General features: G+C 68.6%; 17 protein-coding genes. 11 read left to right on the top strand and 6 right to left on the bottom strand.

Features of this window, described 5'->3' with window-relative positions; translation table 11 throughout:
• Window positions 1-32: 32 nt before the first annotated feature.
• Both copM and DDE23_RS01170 read left to right on the top strand, forming a co-directional pair.
• On the top strand, window positions 33-410 hold the full coding sequence (copM, locus tag DDE23_RS01175) for a CopM family metallochaperone (protein ID WP_107749554.1): 378 nt from the start codon (window positions 33-35) through the stop codon (window positions 408-410).
• 88 nt (window positions 411-498) lie between these two features.
• Window positions 499-984, top strand: a complete 486-nt coding sequence (locus tag DDE23_RS01170; protein WP_107749553.1) for a PaaI family thioesterase — start codon at window positions 499-501, stop codon at window positions 982-984.
• A gap of 166 nt (window positions 985-1,150) precedes the next feature.
• Here DDE23_RS01170 and DDE23_RS01165 read toward each other — a convergent pair whose 3' ends face one another.
• A complete protein-coding gene (locus DDE23_RS01165) occupies window positions 1,151-1,744 on the bottom strand; it encodes an SAM-dependent methyltransferase (protein WP_107749552.1) in 594 nt (197 codons plus the stop codon).
• A gap of 98 nt (window positions 1,745-1,842) precedes the next feature.
• Here DDE23_RS01165 and DDE23_RS01160 point away from each other — a divergent pair, with 98 nt between their 5' ends.
• Complete coding sequence (locus tag DDE23_RS01160; RefSeq protein WP_107749551.1) at window positions 1,843-2,199, top strand: hypothetical protein; 357 nt, start codon at window positions 1,843-1,845, stop codon at window positions 2,197-2,199.
• On the opposite strand, the gene DDE23_RS01155 is transcribed toward DDE23_RS01160, so the two are convergent.
• Window positions 2,200-4,380: a primosomal protein N' gene (locus DDE23_RS01155; RefSeq protein ID WP_107750205.1), complete on the bottom strand. Its 2,181-nt coding sequence runs from the start codon at window positions 4,378-4,380 to the stop codon at window positions 2,200-2,202.
• Between the two features lie 132 nt (window positions 4,381-4,512).
• Between DDE23_RS01155 and fsa the strand changes: the two genes are divergently transcribed.
• The 6 genes from fsa (at window position 4,513) to DDE23_RS01130 (ending at window position 8,549) form a co-directional block, all read left to right on the top strand.
• Window positions 4,513-5,166 (top strand): fructose-6-phosphate aldolase, encoded by a 654-nt coding sequence (gene fsa, locus DDE23_RS01150; RefSeq protein WP_107749550.1) that lies wholly within the window; start codon window positions 4,513-4,515, stop codon window positions 5,164-5,166.
• A gap of 42 nt (window positions 5,167-5,208) precedes the next feature.
• On the top strand, window positions 5,209-5,925 hold the full coding sequence (locus tag DDE23_RS01145) for a DUF484 family protein (protein WP_107749549.1): 717 nt from the start codon (window positions 5,209-5,211) through the stop codon (window positions 5,923-5,925).
• Entirely contained in the window at window positions 5,922-6,869 is a 948-nt protein-coding gene (locus DDE23_RS01140; RefSeq protein ID WP_107749548.1) for a tyrosine recombinase XerC, read from the top strand. The genes DDE23_RS01145 and DDE23_RS01140 overlap by 4 nt, the downstream gene beginning before the upstream one ends.
• 72 nt (window positions 6,870-6,941) lie before the next feature.
• The gene (gene rpiB / locus DDE23_RS01135) at window positions 6,942-7,376 is read left to right on the top strand and encodes a ribose 5-phosphate isomerase B (protein ID WP_107749547.1); all 435 of its coding nucleotides are present in this window, start codon (window positions 6,942-6,944) and stop codon (window positions 7,374-7,376) included.
• A gap of 198 nt (window positions 7,377-7,574) precedes the next feature.
• Entirely contained in the window at window positions 7,575-7,739 is a 165-nt protein-coding gene (locus tag DDE23_RS24970) for a hypothetical protein (protein WP_157957946.1), read from the top strand.
• A 114-nt stretch (window positions 7,740-7,853) separates the two neighbouring features.
• Window positions 7,854-8,549, top strand: coding sequence for a CDP-alcohol phosphatidyltransferase family protein (locus DDE23_RS01130; protein ID WP_107749546.1), 696 nt, complete (start codon window positions 7,854-7,856; stop codon window positions 8,547-8,549).
• On the opposite strand, the gene DDE23_RS01125 is transcribed toward DDE23_RS01130, so the two are convergent.
• Together DDE23_RS01125 and ileS are read right to left on the bottom strand one after the other, a co-directional pair.
• Entirely contained in the window at window positions 8,546-9,001 is a 456-nt protein-coding gene (locus DDE23_RS01125) for a methylated-DNA--[protein]-cysteine S-methyltransferase (RefSeq protein WP_107749545.1), read from the bottom strand. The two genes, DDE23_RS01130 and DDE23_RS01125, sit on opposite strands and share 4 nt — an antisense overlap.
• A gap of 93 nt (window positions 9,002-9,094) precedes the next feature.
• Complete coding sequence (gene ileS / locus DDE23_RS01120; RefSeq protein ID WP_107749544.1) at window positions 9,095-11,983, bottom strand: isoleucine--tRNA ligase; 2,889 nt, start codon at window positions 11,981-11,983, stop codon at window positions 9,095-9,097.
• A 284-nt stretch (window positions 11,984-12,267) separates the two neighbouring features.
• On the opposite strand from ileS, the gene DDE23_RS01115 reads away from it, so the two are divergent.
• The gene (locus DDE23_RS01115; RefSeq protein WP_107749543.1) at window positions 12,268-12,762 is read left to right on the top strand and encodes a MarR family transcriptional regulator; all 495 of its coding nucleotides are present in this window, start codon (window positions 12,268-12,270) and stop codon (window positions 12,760-12,762) included.
• A 4-nt stretch (window positions 12,763-12,766) separates the two neighbouring features.
• Here the strand turns inward: DDE23_RS01115 and DDE23_RS01110 are convergent, their stop codons facing one another.
• A complete protein-coding gene (locus tag DDE23_RS01110; protein ID WP_238149868.1) occupies window positions 12,767-13,330 on the bottom strand; it encodes a YqgE/AlgH family protein in 564 nt (187 codons plus the stop codon).
• Window positions 13,331-13,456: 126 nt separating this feature from the next.
• Here DDE23_RS01110 and DDE23_RS01105 point away from each other — a divergent pair, with 126 nt between their 5' ends.
• The gene (locus tag DDE23_RS01105; RefSeq protein ID WP_107749541.1) at window positions 13,457-14,299 is read left to right on the top strand and encodes a protein-disulfide reductase DsbD domain-containing protein; all 843 of its coding nucleotides are present in this window, start codon (window positions 13,457-13,459) and stop codon (window positions 14,297-14,299) included.
• Window positions 14,300-14,311: 12 nt separating this feature from the next.
• Here DDE23_RS01105 and DDE23_RS01100 read toward each other — a convergent pair whose 3' ends face one another.
• Entirely contained in the window at window positions 14,312-17,734 is a 3,423-nt protein-coding gene (locus DDE23_RS01100; protein ID WP_238149867.1) for an efflux RND transporter permease subunit, read from the bottom strand.
• Window positions 17,735-17,737 lie beyond the last annotated feature (3 nt).

Genomic DNA, 17,737 nt, shown 5'->3' with positions numbered 1-17,737 from the left:
CCTGCCCCGGCATCTGACCCGGAGGATCCCCCATGCGCATCGCCCTGACCGCCGCCGCCCTCGCCCTGACCGCCCTGCCGGCGCTGGCGCAGACCAGTGACCATTCCGGCCATGGCATGGCCCCCGCCACGACCATGCAGGCACCCTCGCCCGCGGCCGAGGCCTATGCCGAGATCAACGCCCGGATGCATGCCGACATGGCGGTCCCCCTCACCGGCGACGCCGACCGCGATTTCGTGCTGGGCATGATCCCGCACCATCAGGGCGCGGTGGACATGGCCCGTGTGGTGCTGGAACACGGCCGGGACCCGCAGATCCGCGCCATGGCCGAAGCGGTGATCGCGGCGCAGGAGGCCGAGATCGCCTTCATGCGCGGCTGGCTGGACGCCAATCCGCCCGCCGGGCAGTAACCGCGTGACGTTGCGTCGGGGCCGGAGGGCAGGGCTGGCCCCGCGCCGGGGACCTGCCTAGCTTTCCCGCACCCAAAGGGAGGTCCCGATGCCCGAACAACACGTCGCCCGTTCCCCCGCCGAGATCCCCGACCGCGAGACCATGGCGGGGATGACCGGCCTTGCCTTCATCGAGGCGATCCGCGACGGCACCCTGCCGGGCGCCCCCATCGCCGAGGTGATGAACTTCCGCCTGCATGAAGCGACGAAGGGCGAGGTCGCCTTCCGCGGATCGGCCGAGTTCCGGCATTCCAACCCGATGGGTGGCGTGCATGGCGGCTGGTACGGCACGATCCTCGACAGCGCGCTCGGCTGCGCGGTGGCGACGGTGCTGGAGAAGGGCTCGGTCTATACCACGCTCGAATACAAGGTGAACCTGACCCGGGCGCTGAAACCCGGCGTGCTGGTCGAATGCCGGGCCCGCGTCCAGCACGCCGGCCGCTCGACCGCCGTGGCCGAGGCCACGATCACCGGCGTCGAGGATGGCAAGATCTACGCCACGGGCTCCACGACCTGCATCATCATGCGGGCGTGAGGGAGTAGCGAGGCAGCCGCCGCCAGAGACCGCAAAGGACGGGGGGCTGCCGCCCCGAGTTCATACAAAGGGCGGGGGGCTGCCGCCCCCCGGGCCCCCCGCTTCAAGGAGGGTTTTCCACCCTCCTTGAAAATCCTCCCGAGGATATTTCCAGAACAAAGATGGCTCAGGGTTTGCGGGCCACGAAGTCGATGAGCGCCGAGCGGCCGGAATGGCCGCGGCCCTCCTGCACGTCGCGCTCATAGGTCGCCAGACGCTCGATCCGCCAGCCGGGGAAGGCGGCACGCAGGATCTCGGGTGTCCACATCTGCGCGGGGTTCGGGGGCCCGCCGGTGGCCAGCCCCACCTGCTCGGGCGTGTAGCCATGCAGCACCAGCCGCCCGCCGGGTTTCAGCGTGCGGGCGAGATCGGCGAATTGCGCCGGGCGCTGGTCGGGCGGCATGAACTGGATGAAGATCCCCATGACCAGGTCATAGGGCCGCTCCCATTCCCAGGCCTTCCAGTCGCTGACCCGCGCGTCCAGCGCCACGCCACGCCCCGCCGCCAGCGCCCGGGCCCGGGCCACCGCCGTGGGCGACAGGTCAAAGCTGGTGACATGCATCCCGGCCGCGGCCAGATGGACACCGTTGCGCCCCTCGCCGTCCGAAACGGCGAGGGCGGTGGCCCCCGGGATCAGCGCCCAGGGATTTTCGACCAGAAAGCGCGCGGGCGCGGTGCCGAAGAGGTATTCGTCGCTGCCGCGATAGCGGTCTTCCCACATGGTCAAGATTTCCCCTTGGGATTGAAATTCATTGACAGACTCGCCTTGGTAACGAAATTTTTCGGCATTCATCGTCAAGTATCGAGGGAGCGCAGTCCATGTTCAAGGCCACCACCATCATTCTCAGCGTCGGATTGTCCGTGGCGGCAGGCGCCGCAGGCGCCTGGGAGCGGATCCAGACCGAAGCGCAGTATCGCGAGCGGGTCGCCGGCCGCCAGATCACCCTGGAAAACGGCCATGTGACCTTTGCCGCCGATGGCAGCGCCGCGGGCGCATGGAACGGGACGCCGATGGTCGGCAGCTGGACCTGGAGCGACGGGTTCCATTGCCGGACGCTGCGCATCGGCAGCAATGACCTGGGCACCGATTGCCAGCTCATCGAGCTGCAGGGCAATGAGCTGCGGGCGACCGCCCAGCGCGGGCAGGGTCGGGTCACGACCGCCAGCCTGAACTGATTACCAGAAATTCTGCGGGTCGATATCGACGGCGAGCCTTGTATCGCCGGGCGGTTTCAGACCCGCAAGCCAGGCCCGGATCGCGCCCTGCAGCGGCGCGCCCTTGGCCGCCTTTATCAGAAGCCGCACGCGGTGGCGGCCGCGCACCCGGGCCACGGGGGCGGGTGCCGGACCGAACAGCTGGGCGCCGATCGCGTGCAGCGGCCCCGCGTGCTGGGCCAGCAGGTTGCCGGTCTCGAAGGCCTGCTCGACCGAGGTCGAGGAGATGATGATCCCCGCCAGCCGCCCGTAAGGCGGCATGCCCAGCGCCTGCCGCTCGGCCGCTTCGGCGCGCCAGAAGCCCTCGTCATCGCCGCTGAGAATGGCCTGGATCACCGGATGGTCGGGCTGGTGGGTCTGCAACAGCGCCAGTCCCGGCTTCTCGTGCCGCCCGGCCCGGCCCGCAACCTGCCGGATCAGCTGAAAGGTGCGTTCCGCCGCCCTGAGGTCGCCGCCATGCAGGCCGAGGTCCGCGTCGATCACACCGACCAGCGTCAGCAGCGGGAAATTGTGCCCCTTGGCCACCAGCTGCGTGCCGATGACGATATCGGCGCCGCCTCCGGCAATGGCCGCGATCTGCTCCTTCAGCGCCCGGGCCGAGCCGAACAGGTCCGAGGACAGCACCGCCACCCGGGCCTCGGGCCAGGTGGCGCGGACTTCCTCCTCCAGCCGCTCAACCCCCGGGCCGATCGGATGCATCGAGCCCTCGGTCTTGCAGGCCGGACAGGCGGTCGGGATCGGTGCCGTGGCGCCGCATTGGTGGCACATCAGCCGGTTCAGAAACCGATGCTCGACCATCCGGGCGTCGCACTGGTTGCAGGCGATCTGATGGCCGCAGGCGCGGCAGGTGGTGACCGGCGCATAGCCGCGGCGGTTGAGGAACAAAAGCGATTGCTCGCCCGAGCCGACCCGCTGGTCCACCGCCTCTTTCAGCGCCGGGCTGATCCAGCGGCCGTGCGGCAGTTTCTGGCCGCGCAGGTCCAGCGCCCGCATCTCGGGCAGTTCCGCCACGCCGAAGCGGGCGTGCAGGTCCAGCCGCTCGTATTTGCCGCTTTCGGCATTGGCCCAGCTTTCCAGAGACGGCGTGGCCGAGGCCAGCACCACCTGCGCCGAGGACAGCGAGGCGCGCAGCACCGCCATGTCGCGGGCGTTGTAAAGGACGCCCTCGTCCTGCTTGTAGGAGCTGTCGTGTTCCTCGTCGACGACGATCAGGCCGAGGTCGCGGTAGGGCAGGAACAGGGCCGAACGGGCGCCCACCACCATCTGCACCCCGCCCTCGCCGACCATGCGCCACAGGCGCCGCCGCTCGGTCGTGGTGGCGCCGGAATGCCATTCGCCGGGACGATGGCCGAATCGCGCCTCGACCCGTTCGAGGAAGCCCTCGGTGAGCCCGATCTCGGGCAGCAGGACCAGCGCCTGACGGCCCTTGCGCAGGCATTCGGCGACCGCTTCCAGATAGACCTCGGTCTTGCCCGAGCCGGTCACGCCCTTCAGCAGCGTCACGCCGAACGCATCCGCACGCGACCGCAGCACCGCGGCCGCCGCCGCCTGATCCTCGCTCAGCTCCTTGCCAGCGCGCTCGGGGTCGAGGCGGGGATAGGGCTGGTCCTTGGGCGCCTCCATCTCGATCAGCGCGCCCTGCGCCGCCATCGTGTGCACGACCGATCCGGTGACGCCCGCGGCGCGCGTGATCTCGCCCACGGTCAGCGCGGCGCCGCCATAGGTCTCGAACACATCGAGGATGCGCTTGCGGGCATCGGTCATCCGCGAGGGCGGCTCGCCCGGGGCATAGACGCGGATCGTCGCCGGTCCCTGGAACAGCCCCGGCGCCCGGGTCGCCAGAAACAGCATCAGGGACAGCGGCGTCAGCGTGTATTCGGCGGCCTTTACCAGGAACTGGCGCAATTCGTCCCGCATCGGCGGCACGTCCAGCACCCGGTTGACCGCGCGCAGCTTGCTCACCGGCAACCCGCCCTCGGCCGGGCCCCAGACGCAGCCCAGCACCAGCCGCGGCCCCAGCGGCACCTCGACGAAATCGCCCAGCTGCGCGCCGCCTTCCGGTGCCTTGTAATCCAGCAGCCGGTCCAGCGGCTGCGTGGTCAGCACAGCCAGCGGCTGGCCGGGCTCGAACCGGGGAGCGATGCCTGTTTGCGCAACCAGGGGCACGGGCGAAAGACCTTTCGGGCGGGGTTGCGATAGGGTATGACGCGACCGAACCCCCTTCGCAACCGCAAGACGTCTGCCGCCAGGCGTCGACAGAGCACCGAGAGAGCCATGAAATTCTTCGTCGATACCGCCGATGTGGCCGCGATCCGCGACCTTCACGCCCTGGGCATGGTCGATGGCGTGACCACCAACCCGTCGCTGATCCTGAAATCGGGCCGCGACATCATCGAGGTCACCAAGGAAATCTGCTCGTTCGTCGAAGGTCCGGTCTCGGCCGAGGTCGTGGCGCTGGAAGCGGACGCGATGATCGCCGAGGGCAAGAAACTGGCCGAGATCGCGCCGAACATCGCCATCAAGCTGCCGCTGACCTGGGACGGGCTCAAGGCCTGCAAGTATTTCTCGGACGCGGGCCTGATGGTCAACGTGACGCTTTGTTTCTCGGCCAACCAGGCGCTCTTGGCGGCCAAGGCTGGCGCCACCTTCATCTCGCCCTTCATCGGCCGGCTGGACGACATCAACCTCGACGGGATGGACCTGATCGGCGACATCCGCACGATCTATGACAATTACGGCTTCGCGACCGAGATCCTCGCCGCCTCGATCCGCACGGTGAACCATGTGACGCAGGCCGCGCTGGTCGGCGCCGATGTGATGACCGCGCCCCCGGAAGTGATCCGCAAGCTGGCCTCGCACCCGCTGACCGATGCAGGTCTGGCACAGTTCATGAAGGACTGGGAAAAAACCGGGCAGAAAATCGTCTGATCCGGTATAGGATCGGCCGAAGGACACAAGATCGGGGACGACATGGCTGCCACCGGACCGGCGCAGGACAGCAGAGTGCAGGACGAATGGCGCGCGCGCGTGCTGGCTGACCCCGGGCTGGTGCTGGATGATCCCGAGGTCATGCGCGCCCTCGTCCTGACCTCGGAACGGGCGATGGGCGGCAATGTCGTCGATCTGCGCGGCATGGCGATGGAGCGGCTCGAATCGCGGCTGGAGCGGCTGGAGGATACCCACCGCGCCGTCATCGCCGCCGCCTACGAGAACCTCGCCTCGACCAACCAGATCCACCGGGCACTGCTGAAGCTGCTCGATGCCGACAAGTTCGAGACCTTCGTCATGGACCTCGGCGGCTCGGTCGCCGAGATTCTGGGGGTCGAGGCCGTGCGGCTGGTGCTGGAAAGCGCCGAGCCGGGTGCGAGCCTGGGCAAGCTCGACACCATCCTGCGGGTGAAAAAGCCGGGCTTTACCGAACATTACATGAGCGGGGGCCGCCCGGCCCCGGCCCGGCCCATCGTCCTGCGCCAAGGCGTGCCGCCGTCGTCAGGCCCTTATGGCGAGGTGGCGGCGGACCTGAGGTCCGAGGCGCTGATGCGGCTCGATCTGGGCAAGGGGCGGCTGCCGGGCATGCTGGCCATGGGGTCCGAGGACCCGCACCGCTTCAAGCCCGGGCAGGGCACCGACCTGCTGGCCTTCTTCACCGGCACGTTCGAGCGCGTGCTCCGGCGCTGGCTGTCGTGACCCTGGCGATCAGCCCGGCCCTGCGCGATGCGCTGGCGGGTTGGCTCACCCATCTCGCCGCGCTGAACGACGCCTCGCCCCACACGGTCGAGGCCTATCGCGCCGATGTCACCGGTTTCCTCGATTTCCTCGCCCGCCACCACGGCGGTGCCGCCGGGATGGCGCAGCTGCGCGCGGTCGAAACCGGCGATCTGCGCGCCTGGATGGCGCAGGCCCGGGCCCGGGGGCTTGGCGCGCGCTCGCTCGCCCGGGCGCTCTCGGCGGTGAAGGCCTTCGCGCGCTGGCTGTCCGACCGCGAGGCGGATTTCGACGCCACCGCCATCCTTTCGGCCCGCGCGCCACGCCACCAGAAACCCCTGCCCCGCCCGCTGGACGAGGACGCCGCCCGCGCCGTCACCCGGCAAATCAGCGACGACAAGGCCGAGGCATGGATCCGCGCCCGCGACACCGCCGTGGTGACGCTGCTCTATGGCTCGGGCCTGCGGATATCCGAGGCGCTGGGCCTGACCGGGCGCGACGCGGCGCTGATCGACAGCCCGGGCGCCAGCCTCAGGATCCTCGGCAAAGGCGGCAAGGAACGGCTGGTGCCGGTGATCCCCGCCGCCGCCGCCGCCGTCGCCGCCTATCTAAAGCTCAGCCCCTATCCGCTGGACCCCGACGGCCCGCTGTTCCGCGGCCAGCGCGGCGGCCCCCTGAACCCCCGGCTCATCGCCCGGGCGATGGAGGGGGTGCGCCTGCGCCTCGGCCTGCCCGCGACGGCCACGCCCCATGCGCTCAGGCATTCCTTCGCCACCCATCTGCTCAGCGCGGGCGGTGACCTCAGGGCGATCCAGGAATTGCTGGGCCACGCCAAACTCTCGACCACGCAGGTCTATACCGCGGTCGACAGCGCCCGGCTGATGGAAAGCTACCGCGCCGCGCATCCGAGGGCGCAGGGCGGCTAGCCGCCGCGTGGCGCCCGCAGGCCAAACGCGCTATGGGGACGCGACTCGCCCCTTCAGCCAACGGATCCCGCCATGAGCAAACGCCTCGTCCTCTCCAGCGATCATGCCGCCATCGCGCTGCGCCAGGCCATCGCCTCCCACGCCGCGACGCTGGGCTGGGAGGTGGTCGACATCGGCCCCACCACGCCCGAAAGCACGCATTACCCGCTGCACGGCAAGGCCGCGGCCGAGCGCGTCGCCTCGGGCGAGTGCGATCTGGGGATCATCCTTTGCGGCACCGGGCAGGGCATCATGATGGCCGCCAACAAGGTGCCGGGCATCCGCTGCGGCGTCTGCTCGGACACGTTCTCGGCCCGGATGATCCGCCAGCACAACGACGCCAACATGCTGTCGATCGGCGCCCGCGTGGTGGGCGAGGGTCTGGCGCTGGAAATCGCCGAGGCCTTCCTCGCCGCCGAGTTCGAAGGCGGCCGCCACGCTACCCGGGTGGCGATGATCGAGGGCTGAGCCCGACCCGAACCCGACCGCAAGCGGCGCCCCCTCCCGGGCGCTGTTTTTCTTTGAACCGTCCCGCCTGCCCGCCCGACCTACGGGCAGGAAACACCGGAGACTGCCATGACCCGCCGCTTCACCCTTTTCTCGCCCAAGCCGAAACTCCACGCCCCGCGTCCCGCCCTGCCCGTGACGCCCCGCTGAAAGACGACCATGCCTGACCGGACCCTCGCCCTGCGCCTCTCGGCCGCTTTCGCCCTGCAGGTGCTGATCGGTCTGGGCGGGCAGGCCGCGCCGCTGCCCCGCCTTGCCCTGCCCCTCGCCGAGCGCAGCACGCCGGCCGCCCAGCTGACCCCGGCGCTTGCTTCGGTTGCCTGAAGCACGCCGGCCACAGGCATGCCCCCGGTCCCCCCAGGCCGGGGGCATCGCATTTCGCGAAGCGCCGACCGCTCAGGTCCTTGCGCCAAGCGCCCAAAACCGGCAGACAAGGGCATGATCGAGACCTTCCGCGCCTATTTCGTCCATATGTTCACCGCCACCGGGGCCGTTTTCGCCATGCTGGCGATGCTGGCCGCGGTCGAGTCCGAATGGGCGCTGATGTTCCTGTGGCTGGTCGTGGCGTTGATCGTCGACGGGATCGACGGGCCGATGGCGCGCAAATACGACGTGAAGACCAAGGCGCCGATCATCGACGGGATCCTGCTGGACCTTATCATCGACTATCTGACCTATGTCTTCATCCCGGCCTTCGCCCTGTTCAACTCGGGCCTCCTGCCCGGCTGGACCGGCTGGACGGCGATCATCGTCATCACCTTCGCTTCGGTCCTCTATTTCGCCGACACGCGGATGAAGACGGCGGATTACTCGTTTTCGGGCTTTCCGTCCTGCTGGAACATGGTGGCGCTGGTGGTCTTCGCCACGCGGCCGGATTTCTGGGTCATCCTCGGCGTGGTCGTGATCCTGTCGGTGACCATGTTCCTGCGGGTCAAATTCGTGCATCCGGTCCGGACGCAGCGCTGGCGCTATCTGACGCTGCCGATGGCGCTGGCCTGGGTCGCCTTCGCCACCGCCGCCGCCTGGACCGATTTCACCCAGCCGCCGCTGGTGACGCTGGGTCTGATCGTGACCAGCGTCTACCTGATGTGCGCGGGCTTCGTGCAGCAGCTCCTCTACCGCGAGACGCTCTAGATCAGAAGCCCCCCGGCCTTTTCGTGCCGCAGCAACCAGACCTTGGTCTCGACCCCGCCCGGGGCCGAGAACCCGCCGAGTCCGCCGGTCCCCAGAACCCGGTGACAGGGCACGATCAACGGGATCGGGTTGCGCCCGCAAAGCTGCCCCATGGCCTGGGCGCTGACGCCGAGGTCGCGGGCGATGGCGCCATAGGTCCGGGTCTCGCCGCGGGGAATGGCCGACATGGCAGCGCAGGCCGCCTGCTGGGCGGCGCTGCCATCGATCCTGATCGGCAGGTCGAAATCGGCATCCTCCGACCCGAAATAGGCCGCCACCTGGCGGGCGGCTTCCCGCAGGAGCGGCGTCTCGTCCTGCCCCCGCGCGCCGCCCCAGCGCGCGGAGACCAGAGCGCCGTCGCGCTCGATGAGCGTGAAGGCGCCGGTCGGGGTGTCGAGGGTGAGGGCGGGCATGGCGGCAGCATGGCATAACGCCCGCCGACCGCCCAGCCCCGGGGGCGTAGGATGGGGGCGTAGGATGGGCAATATTGCCCATCCTACCAGGTCTCAGCCCAACGCCGCGTCGCAGCGGGCGCAGGTGCCGGGGTGCTTGTGCCTGCCGACATCGGGCAGGATCTTCCAGCAGCGCTGGCATTTCTCGCCCTCGGCATGGTGGAAGACCACGCCGACCCCTGCCACGTCCTCTGCCATGAAGGCGCCTTCCGGGGCGGGATCGGTCGTCAGCGTCAGCGACGAGGTGATGCAGAGCGTGGCGAAAGTGTCGGGGTTCGTCACGATCTGCGCCAGTTCCGGCGACAGATAGACGGTCGGCGCGGCCTCGAGCGAGGCGCCGATGGTCTTGTTGCGCCGTTCCACCTCCAGCGCGCCGGTCACCACGCGGCGCACGGCGCGGACCTTGGCCGACCGCGCCGCCAGTTCGGCATCCAGCCAGCTGTCGGGCGTTGCCGGGAAGTCCTGCAGATGCACGCTCTCGCCCTCGCCGGGGAAGCGCGACAGCCAGACGTCTTCCATGGTGAAGGGCAGGATCGGCGCCAGCCAGGTGGTCAGCCGGTGGAACAGCGCATCCATCACCGTCAGGCAGGCCTGCCGCACGGCCGAGCCCTTCGGATCGCAGTAAAGTGCATCCTTGCGCACGTCGAAATAGAAAGCCGACAGGTCCGTGGTCGCAAAAGTGAACAGCGCCTGGAACACGCCCTGGAAGTCGAAGGCGGCATAGGACTTCTTCACCAGCGCGTCGAGTTCGGCCAGCCGGTGCAGCATCAGCTGCTCCAGCTCGGGCATATCCTCGCGCGCGACGGCCTGCGCCGGGTCGAAATCGCCCAGCGCGCCCAGCATGAAGCGCAGCGTGTTGCGCAGCCGGCGGTAGCTGTCGGCGGTGCCTTTCAGGATCTCGGGCCCGATGCGCTGGTCCTGGGTGTAATCCGCCAGCGCCACCCAGAGCCGCAGGATATCGGCGCCGTACTGGTCGATGATCTCCTGCGGGACCACGGTATTGCCGATGGACTTGGACATCTTCATGCCCTTCTCGTCCAGCGTGAACCCGTGGGTCACCACGTTGCGGTAAGGCGCCCGCCCCTTGGTGCCGCAGCCCTGCAGCATCGAGGAATGGAACCAGCCGCGGTGCTGGTCGGTGCCTTCCATATAGACATCGGCGATGCCGTCCGGCACGCCGTCCGCCCGGTCGCGCAGCACGAAGGCATGGGTCGAGCCCGAGTCGAACCACACGTCCAGAATGTCAAAAACCTGCTCATAGGCGTCCGGATCGTGCAGGTCTTTCAGCACCTTTTCCTTGAAGCCTTGCACATACCATGCATCGGCGCCTTCGGCCTCGAATGCCAGACGAATCCGGGTATTGACCCGCGGATCCTTGAGCAGGAACTCCGCATCATCCGGTTTCGCGCCCTTCCTGACGAAGCAGGTCAGCGGCACGCCCCAGGCGCGCTGACGGCTCAGCACCCAGTCGGGCCGCGTCTCCATCATCGAATGCAGGCGGTTGCGCCCCGAGACCGGGGTGAACTTCACCAGATCCTCGATCGACTTCAGCGCCCGCTGGCGGATCGTGTCGCCATACTGGCCCATCCCGTCGTCGAGCGTCTTGTCGATGGCGGCGAACCATTGCGGCGTGTTGCGATAGATCACCGGCGCCTTCGAGCGCCAGGAATGCGGGTAGGAATGCTTCAGCTTGCCCTTGGCCAGCAGTGCACCCGACCAGGCCAGCTGCTTGATGACGCTGACATTGGCCGGGCCTTCCTTGCCGTCCGGGGTGATGATGTGCTGACCGGCAAACAGCGGCAGATCGGCGCGGTAGCTGCCGTCCGGCTCGACGTTATAGGTCATCTTGAGGCCGTGCTTCAGCCCCAGCACATAATCGTCGTCGCCGTGCGAGGGCGCGGTATGCACAAAGCCCGTGCCCGCATCGTCGGTCACATGGTCGCCCGGCAGCATGGGGACGTCATAGTCCCATTCGCCATTGCCCTCGGCCACGCCGCGGAACGGATGGGCCAGCACCAGGCCCGAGAGTTCCCCGGCCGACACGCTGCGCACCTTCTCGAAGCCGGTGACCTTGGCCGCCGCCATCACCGCCGAAACCAGCGCCTCGGCCAGAACCAGCGTCTCTCCCTCGGCCACCGTCGCCTTCTCGTCAGCCGACAGCACCCGGAAGATCGCGTAATCGATCCCCGGATTATAGGCCACGGCGCGGTTTTGCGGCAGGGTCCAGGGCGTGGTGGTCCAGATCACCACCGAGGCCCCGTCCAGCACCGCATTCACCGGCTTGAACCGCACCCAGACCTGATGGCTGGTGTGGTCGTGATACTCGACCTCGGCCTCGGCCAAGGCGGTCTTTTCCACCGGCGACCACATCACGGGCTTCGAGCCCTGATAGAGCGCGCCGTTCATCAGGAATTTCATGAATTCCTCGGCGATCACCGCCTCGGCGTGGAAATCCATGGTCAGATAGGGGTCGTCCCAGGTGCCGGTCACGCCCAGCCGCTTGAATTCCTCGCGCTGGACCTCGACCCAGCCCTCGGCGAATTTGCGGCATTCCTGGCGGAAGGCGACGATATCCACGTCGTCCTTGTTCCGCCCCTTGGCGCGGTATTGCTCCTCGATCTTCCATTCGATCGGCAGGCCGTGGCAATCCCAGCCCGGCACATAGCGGCTGTCAAAACCCATCATCTGGTGCGAGCGGACGATGATGTCCTTGATGGTCTTGTTCAGCGCGTGGCCGATGTGCAGATGCCCGTTCGCATAGGGAGGGCCGTCATGCAGGATGAAGGGCTTGCGGCCCGGCTTCTCGCGAAGGCGCTCGTAGACGCCGATCCGCTCCCAGCGCGCCAGCCATTCGGGCTCGCGGGCGGGAAGGCCCGCGCGCATCGGGAAATCGGTTTCGGGAAGGAACAGGGTGTCCTTGTAGTCGGGGGTATCGGCACACATCGCGTGGGCTCCGGTCATCTGGATCGTCTGGGGGAATAGCAAAGGTCGGCGCAGGTCGCCATACGCCTTGTCCCGGCAACTCTGGACTCAGAGCGCCGGGCCGCTAATTCGACGAAGGATGCCGCAAGCGACGTACATGTCGCGGCGTATAGGCTGCCGCGACTGCCGGGTAAAGAGGCCGTGACCGACCGATCCGCCGCCCGGAGGCACCGCAGGCAGGCATTTTTTGCTTCACCCGTGTAAAAAACGCTTGCATTTGCGATGGAAGGCGCAATTGTTACCATATGAAAACAGATTCTGCACGTGCACAGATCCCGCTTCCCGAGGGCATCCCCTCGGGCAAGGAATATTACGAACGCTCGCTGACGGTGGCGCTGCTCAGGGCGCGCGAATCGACCATGCGACGGTTCAAGAAATACGCCGATCAGGCCGACCTGTCGCTGCCGCAATGGCGGGTGCTGAGGGCGCTGGCCGATGGCGACGCGCTGGACGCGGGCACGCTGTGCCAGCGCTGCGTGATCCTGCCGCCCTCGCTGACCCGGATCCTGCGGGCACTGTCGGAACGCGGGTTGATCCGCCCGGTCGAATGCGACGACGCGCGGCGCCACATGGTGACGCTGACGCCCGAGGGTCAGGCGCTGTTCGACCGGCTGGTGGGAGCCTCGGAATCCTCGCGACGCGAGATCGACGAGGCCTTCGGCGAGGAGAAGATGATGCTCCTGCTCGATATGCTGAACGAACTCAGGATCGTGACCGAAGCCCTGCCCGACAGCGAATAGGCCCTCAGGCCCGCCCGGCCACCGTCGACAGGCTCAGGGGATCGACCCCCATCGACCGCAGCGCACCGTTCCACTGATGCTCGCCCGGCGTCGCGGCGAAGACCAGATCCTCGGGCGCGGCCGCGGTCAGCCAGGCGTTCTGGGCGATCTCGGCCTCCAGCTGCCCCGGACCCCAGCCGGCATAGCCCAGCGCCAGCAGCCAGCGCGCGGGCGCCTCGCCCCGGGCAATGGCGCGCAGGATGTCGGTCGAGGCGCTGAGCATCAGGCCGCCCGGCAGCAGCGTGGCCGAGGCGTCCTCGGCGCTGCCCGCGGTATGCAGGACGAAGCCGCGCTGCGTCTCGACGGGGCCGCCCGACAGGACCGGGTTTTCCGCATGCGGGCCGTGCTCGTCGATGCCGATCTGGTCCAGCACATCGCCCAGCGTCAGATGCGGCAGCGGCCGGTTCAGCACCAGCCCGAAAGCCCCCTCGCTGCCATAGGCGCACAGATAGATGACCGAATGCGTGAACCGCCGGTCCCCCATCGAGGGTGTCGAGATCAGCAGTTTTCCGGTCAGGTCGAAGGTCATGGTCATTCTGTCTGGGCCAGCGCCCCCTCAATGTGGCCCGCCCCGGCCCAAAAGCCAAGGCAGGGTCCCCGCCCCTCTCGCCGATTTGTGACTTTTCGCCCCGGGCGCATCTGCTAAGCACGGGGCATGACCGTCATGTACCGCACCCGCCGCGCCGCCCTTGGGACGGCGCTGTCCGCCCTCGCCCTCAGCCTTGGCCTTTCCGGCACCGCCTCGGCCCAGGGCCGGGTCGACAATCCCGTGGTCGAGGCCGAGATCCTGCCGGGCTGGACGACGCAGAACGGCACCCGCATGGCCGCGCTGCGGCTGATCCTGACGCCGGGCTGGCACACCTATTGGCGGATCCCGGGCGAGGCGGGGATCGCGCCGCGGCTCGACTGGGGGCAGTCGCAGAACGTGGCCTCGGTGGTGCCGATCTGGCCCCGGCCCCGGGTGTTCGACCAGAACGGCTATCGCAGCTATGGCTACGAGGACGAGCTGATCCTGCCGCTTCAGGTCACGGCCCAGGACCCCGGCCGCCCGATGGCGCTGCTGGGCGCGCTGTCGATCGGCGTCTGCAACGAGACCTGCGTCCCGGCCGATGTCACGGTCCAGGGCGTGCTGCGCGGCCCGGGCGAGCGGGATCGCCGCATCTCGGGCGCGCTCGATACCGCTGCCCAGCCGGGCGCAAGGGCGGGGCTGACCCGCGCCACCTGCCGGCTGGTGCCCGAGGGGCGCGGCGCGGAACTGACGCTGCGCGCCACCCTGCCGCCGCAGGGCCGGGCCGAGGATATCATCCTCGAACTGCCGGGCAGCCCCTACCGGATCACCGAAAGCCGCACCTGGCGCGAGGGCGACGAGCTGGTCGCGCAAGCCAGCCTGCGCCCGCCCCGGCGCAGCGAGGCGGTGGGGATCGACCGCTCCACCATCGCCTTTACCGTCCTCAGCGAGGGGCGGATGTCCTGGTCGCAGGGCTGCACCGGCGGCTGAGGACGCAGCCGATCATTCGGCCGGTGGCGCCTCGGGTCCCGCCGGCCGCTTCAGCATCAGCAACCCGCCCAGCCCCCAGAGCAGCACCAGCCCTGCGCCCACCGTCGCCGCGAAGACGACAAAGCCCGCGACCAGCCCCTCGCCCCCGCCCCAGACCAGCGCCGTCAGCGGCCCCGGACGCTCGTAGACCAGCGTCCAGCCCATGCTCAGCCCGAAGGCCACCAGCACCAGCGCCGCCGCGGCGAAGGGCAGCGCCCTCAGCCCCCGCCCGACCTGGCCCGCGGGCATGCGGAAGGCGCGACGCAGCGACCGCACCGCGCGGCTCAGATCATGGCCCGAGGCCAGCAGCGCCGGCACGATCAGCAGCACCAGCACCATGCCGAAACCCAGCCCGTAGGACAGCGTCACCACCGTCGGGCGCAGGAATTGCGCGTCGTTCGAGCGTTCGAACAGCAGCGGCCCCAGCCCGAAAACCGTGGTCGCCGTGGTCAGCAGCACCGGCCTGAGCCGGTCCGCCGCCGCATCGGCGATCGAGGGAAACAGCCCCCGGTCCCGGGCATATTCATCGACCGTCGAGACCAGCACGATACTGTCGTTGATGATGATCCCGGCCATGCCGATGATCCCCACGACCGAGAACATGCTCAGCGCGATGCCCCAGGCCATGTGACCATAGATCACACCGATCAGGCCGAAGGGGATGACCGACATCACCACCAGCGGCCGCAGCCAGCTGGAAAACACCCAGGCCAGCGTCAGGTAGATGGCGATCAGGCAGCCGATGGCGCCCAGCAGCGCGTCCGAGAGGAATTCACTCTCCTGCTCGCTCAGACCCGACAGGCGGAAGGTGATGCCGAAATCCTCGGCCAGCCGCGGCAGGATCTCGGCCTGCATCTGCGCCAGCAGGGCGGCGGCCGCGGCCGGGTCCTCTTCGTCGAGGACCCCGCTCACCGTGACCAGCTGCAACCCGTTCTCGCGCTGGATCGAACTGAAACCCTGCCGGGTCTCGACCTGCACGATGTCGCCCAGGGGCAGGTAGCGCCCGCTGGCCGAGCGCAGCAGCGTGTTCTCCAGGAAATCCGCCGCGCGTTCATGCTCGGGCAGCGTCACCCAGATCTCGGCCGAGCGCACGCCATCGGGAAAGGTCGCCGCCTCGATCCCGCTCAGCCGCTGGCGCAGCTCGCGCGCCAGTGCATCCGTGGAAAAGCCCAAGGCCAGCCCCTGCGGCGTCAGTTGCAGCAGCATCTCTTCCTTGTCATAGGCCAGCGAATCCTCCAGCCCGGTGACATTGGCGAATTGCTCGAGCTGCGCCTTCAGCGCCTCGGCCGCGGCTTTCAGGGTCTCGGCATCCTGGCCGATCAGATCCACCGACAGCGAATCTCCCCCGGGGCCCGAGCCGAAACTGCGGAAACTCAGCTCATCCAGCAGCGGGTTCTGGCGCACCTCCTGCTGCAGCATCGCGGTGAAGTCGAACGAGGAATAGGGCCGGTGATCGGCGCCGATCAGGTCGATGGTCAACGAGCCCAGCCGGTCGGGCTCGGCATTGTCCGCCGCCGCCAGCGCCCGGCCCGCGTTGCCGCCGACTTCGGCCACGATGGAGGCCATCGGCCATTCGCCATGCTCGGCCTCCAGCCGCGCCGACAGGTCATTCGCCGCGCGCTGCAATTCCTGCATCATCGCCATCGTGTCGTCGCGCGTCGCCCCCTGCGCCATGACGAAATTCGCGCTCAGCGTCCCCTGCTCGGGCGAGGCGAAGAAGCGCCATTGCACCTGCCCGCTGATGAGCATCGAGGCCGACCATGCCAGCAGCACCATGAGCCCCGCCAGCACCACATAGCGCGCGCGGATCACCAGCATCATGAAGGGCCGGAACAGCCGCGCCCGGAACCAGTCGAAGCCGCGGTTCACCTGCCGCGAGGGCCAGTCGTACCAATGGTCCCTGGCCGATCCGGCCAGCGCATGGGCCATGTGGTTGGGCAGGATCAGGAAACACTCGACGACCGAGGCGATCAGCACCGCGATCACCGTCCAGGGAATGTCGGCGATCATCGAGCCGAAGCGCCCGCCGATCACCGTCAGCCCGCCAAAGGCGATGATCGTGGTCATCGACGCCGCCAGCACCGGCATGCCCATGCGCGTGGCCGCGTTCTCGGCCGCCTCGAACGGCCCTTCCTTCAAGGCCCGGTGCCGCCAGTCAGCGTGTTCGCCGACGACGATGGCATCGTCCACCACGATCCCCAGCGTGATGATCAGCGCGAAAAGCGAGATCATGTTGAGGCTCATGCCCGCGACATACATCACCGCCACGGCCGACAGCATGCTGACCGGGATCCCCATCGCCACCCAGAGCGCGGTGCGGGCGTTGAGGAACAGAAACAGCAGCACCAGCACCAGCGCCAGCCCCTGCGCGCCGTTCTTCACCAGCAGGTTCAGCCGCGCCGAAATCTCCTGCGCGCGGGCGTTGGCCAGCTGGATATCGACGCCCTCGGGCAAGGACAGCACCATCTCGTCCGCGACGCGCTGCACGCTGTTCTGGATGCCGATGGCGTCGCCCGTGGCCGAGCGGTTCACCCGCACGACGATGGCCTGGCTGGGCCCCACGTAATAGGCGCGGTCGCGGTCGATGCTGCGGGCGGTGACGCTGGCCACGTCGCCCACCGTCAGCGTGCTGCCATCCGCGGCCGAGCGCAGGACGATGGCGCCGATCTCCTCGGGCGTGCGGCGGGCCTGCCCGGTGCGGACCCGCTGCGACCCGCCCGCAATCTCGCCCGAGGGGTCGGCCGCGACCGAGTTGCCGATGGCGGTGGCGATCTCGGCCAGCGTCACGTCGTATTGCACGAGCCGCATCGCCGGCACCTCGACCGAGACCTCGGGCGTGGCGATGCCCTGGATCGAGGCCCGCGTGATCCCGGCGGCAAAGAGCCGGGCCACGAATTCATCGGTGAACCGCGCCAACTGTTCGACCGCGACCGGACCCGAGACGATGACATTCGTCACCCGGTCGCTCCAGGCCGAGCGGCTGACGCGCGCGTCCTCGGCATCGGCGGGCAGGGTCGAGATGCCGTCGATCGCGTCCTGCACATCCTGCGCCGCGCGCTCGATATCGGTGCCCGGCTCGAATTCCAGGGTGATCTGGGCCCGACCTTCGCTGGCCCGCGACGAGGTCGAGGTCACGCCCTCGACCGCCATCAGCACCGGCTCGACGATCTGGACGATGGCGGCATCCACATCCGCCGATCCCGCGCCGGGCCAAGGCACGGTGACGGAAACGCTGTCGACCACGATATCGGGGAAGAATTGCGCATGCATCCGCGGCACGGCGACCAGCCCCGCCGCCAGCATCAGCACCAGCAGCAGGTTGGCGGCGGTCCGGTGGCGGGTGAAATAACGAAACAGGCCCAGCGAGGTGGCGGCGATCATCCGTTCCTTCGCCATGCC

Source organism: Pararhodobacter aggregans, assembly GCF_003075525.1.
Lineage (GTDB): Bacteria > Pseudomonadota > Alphaproteobacteria > Rhodobacterales > Rhodobacteraceae > Pararhodobacter > Pararhodobacter aggregans.
Note: the sequence above shows the minus strand (reverse complement) of the source record. Positions and strands in the feature narration are given on the sequence as shown.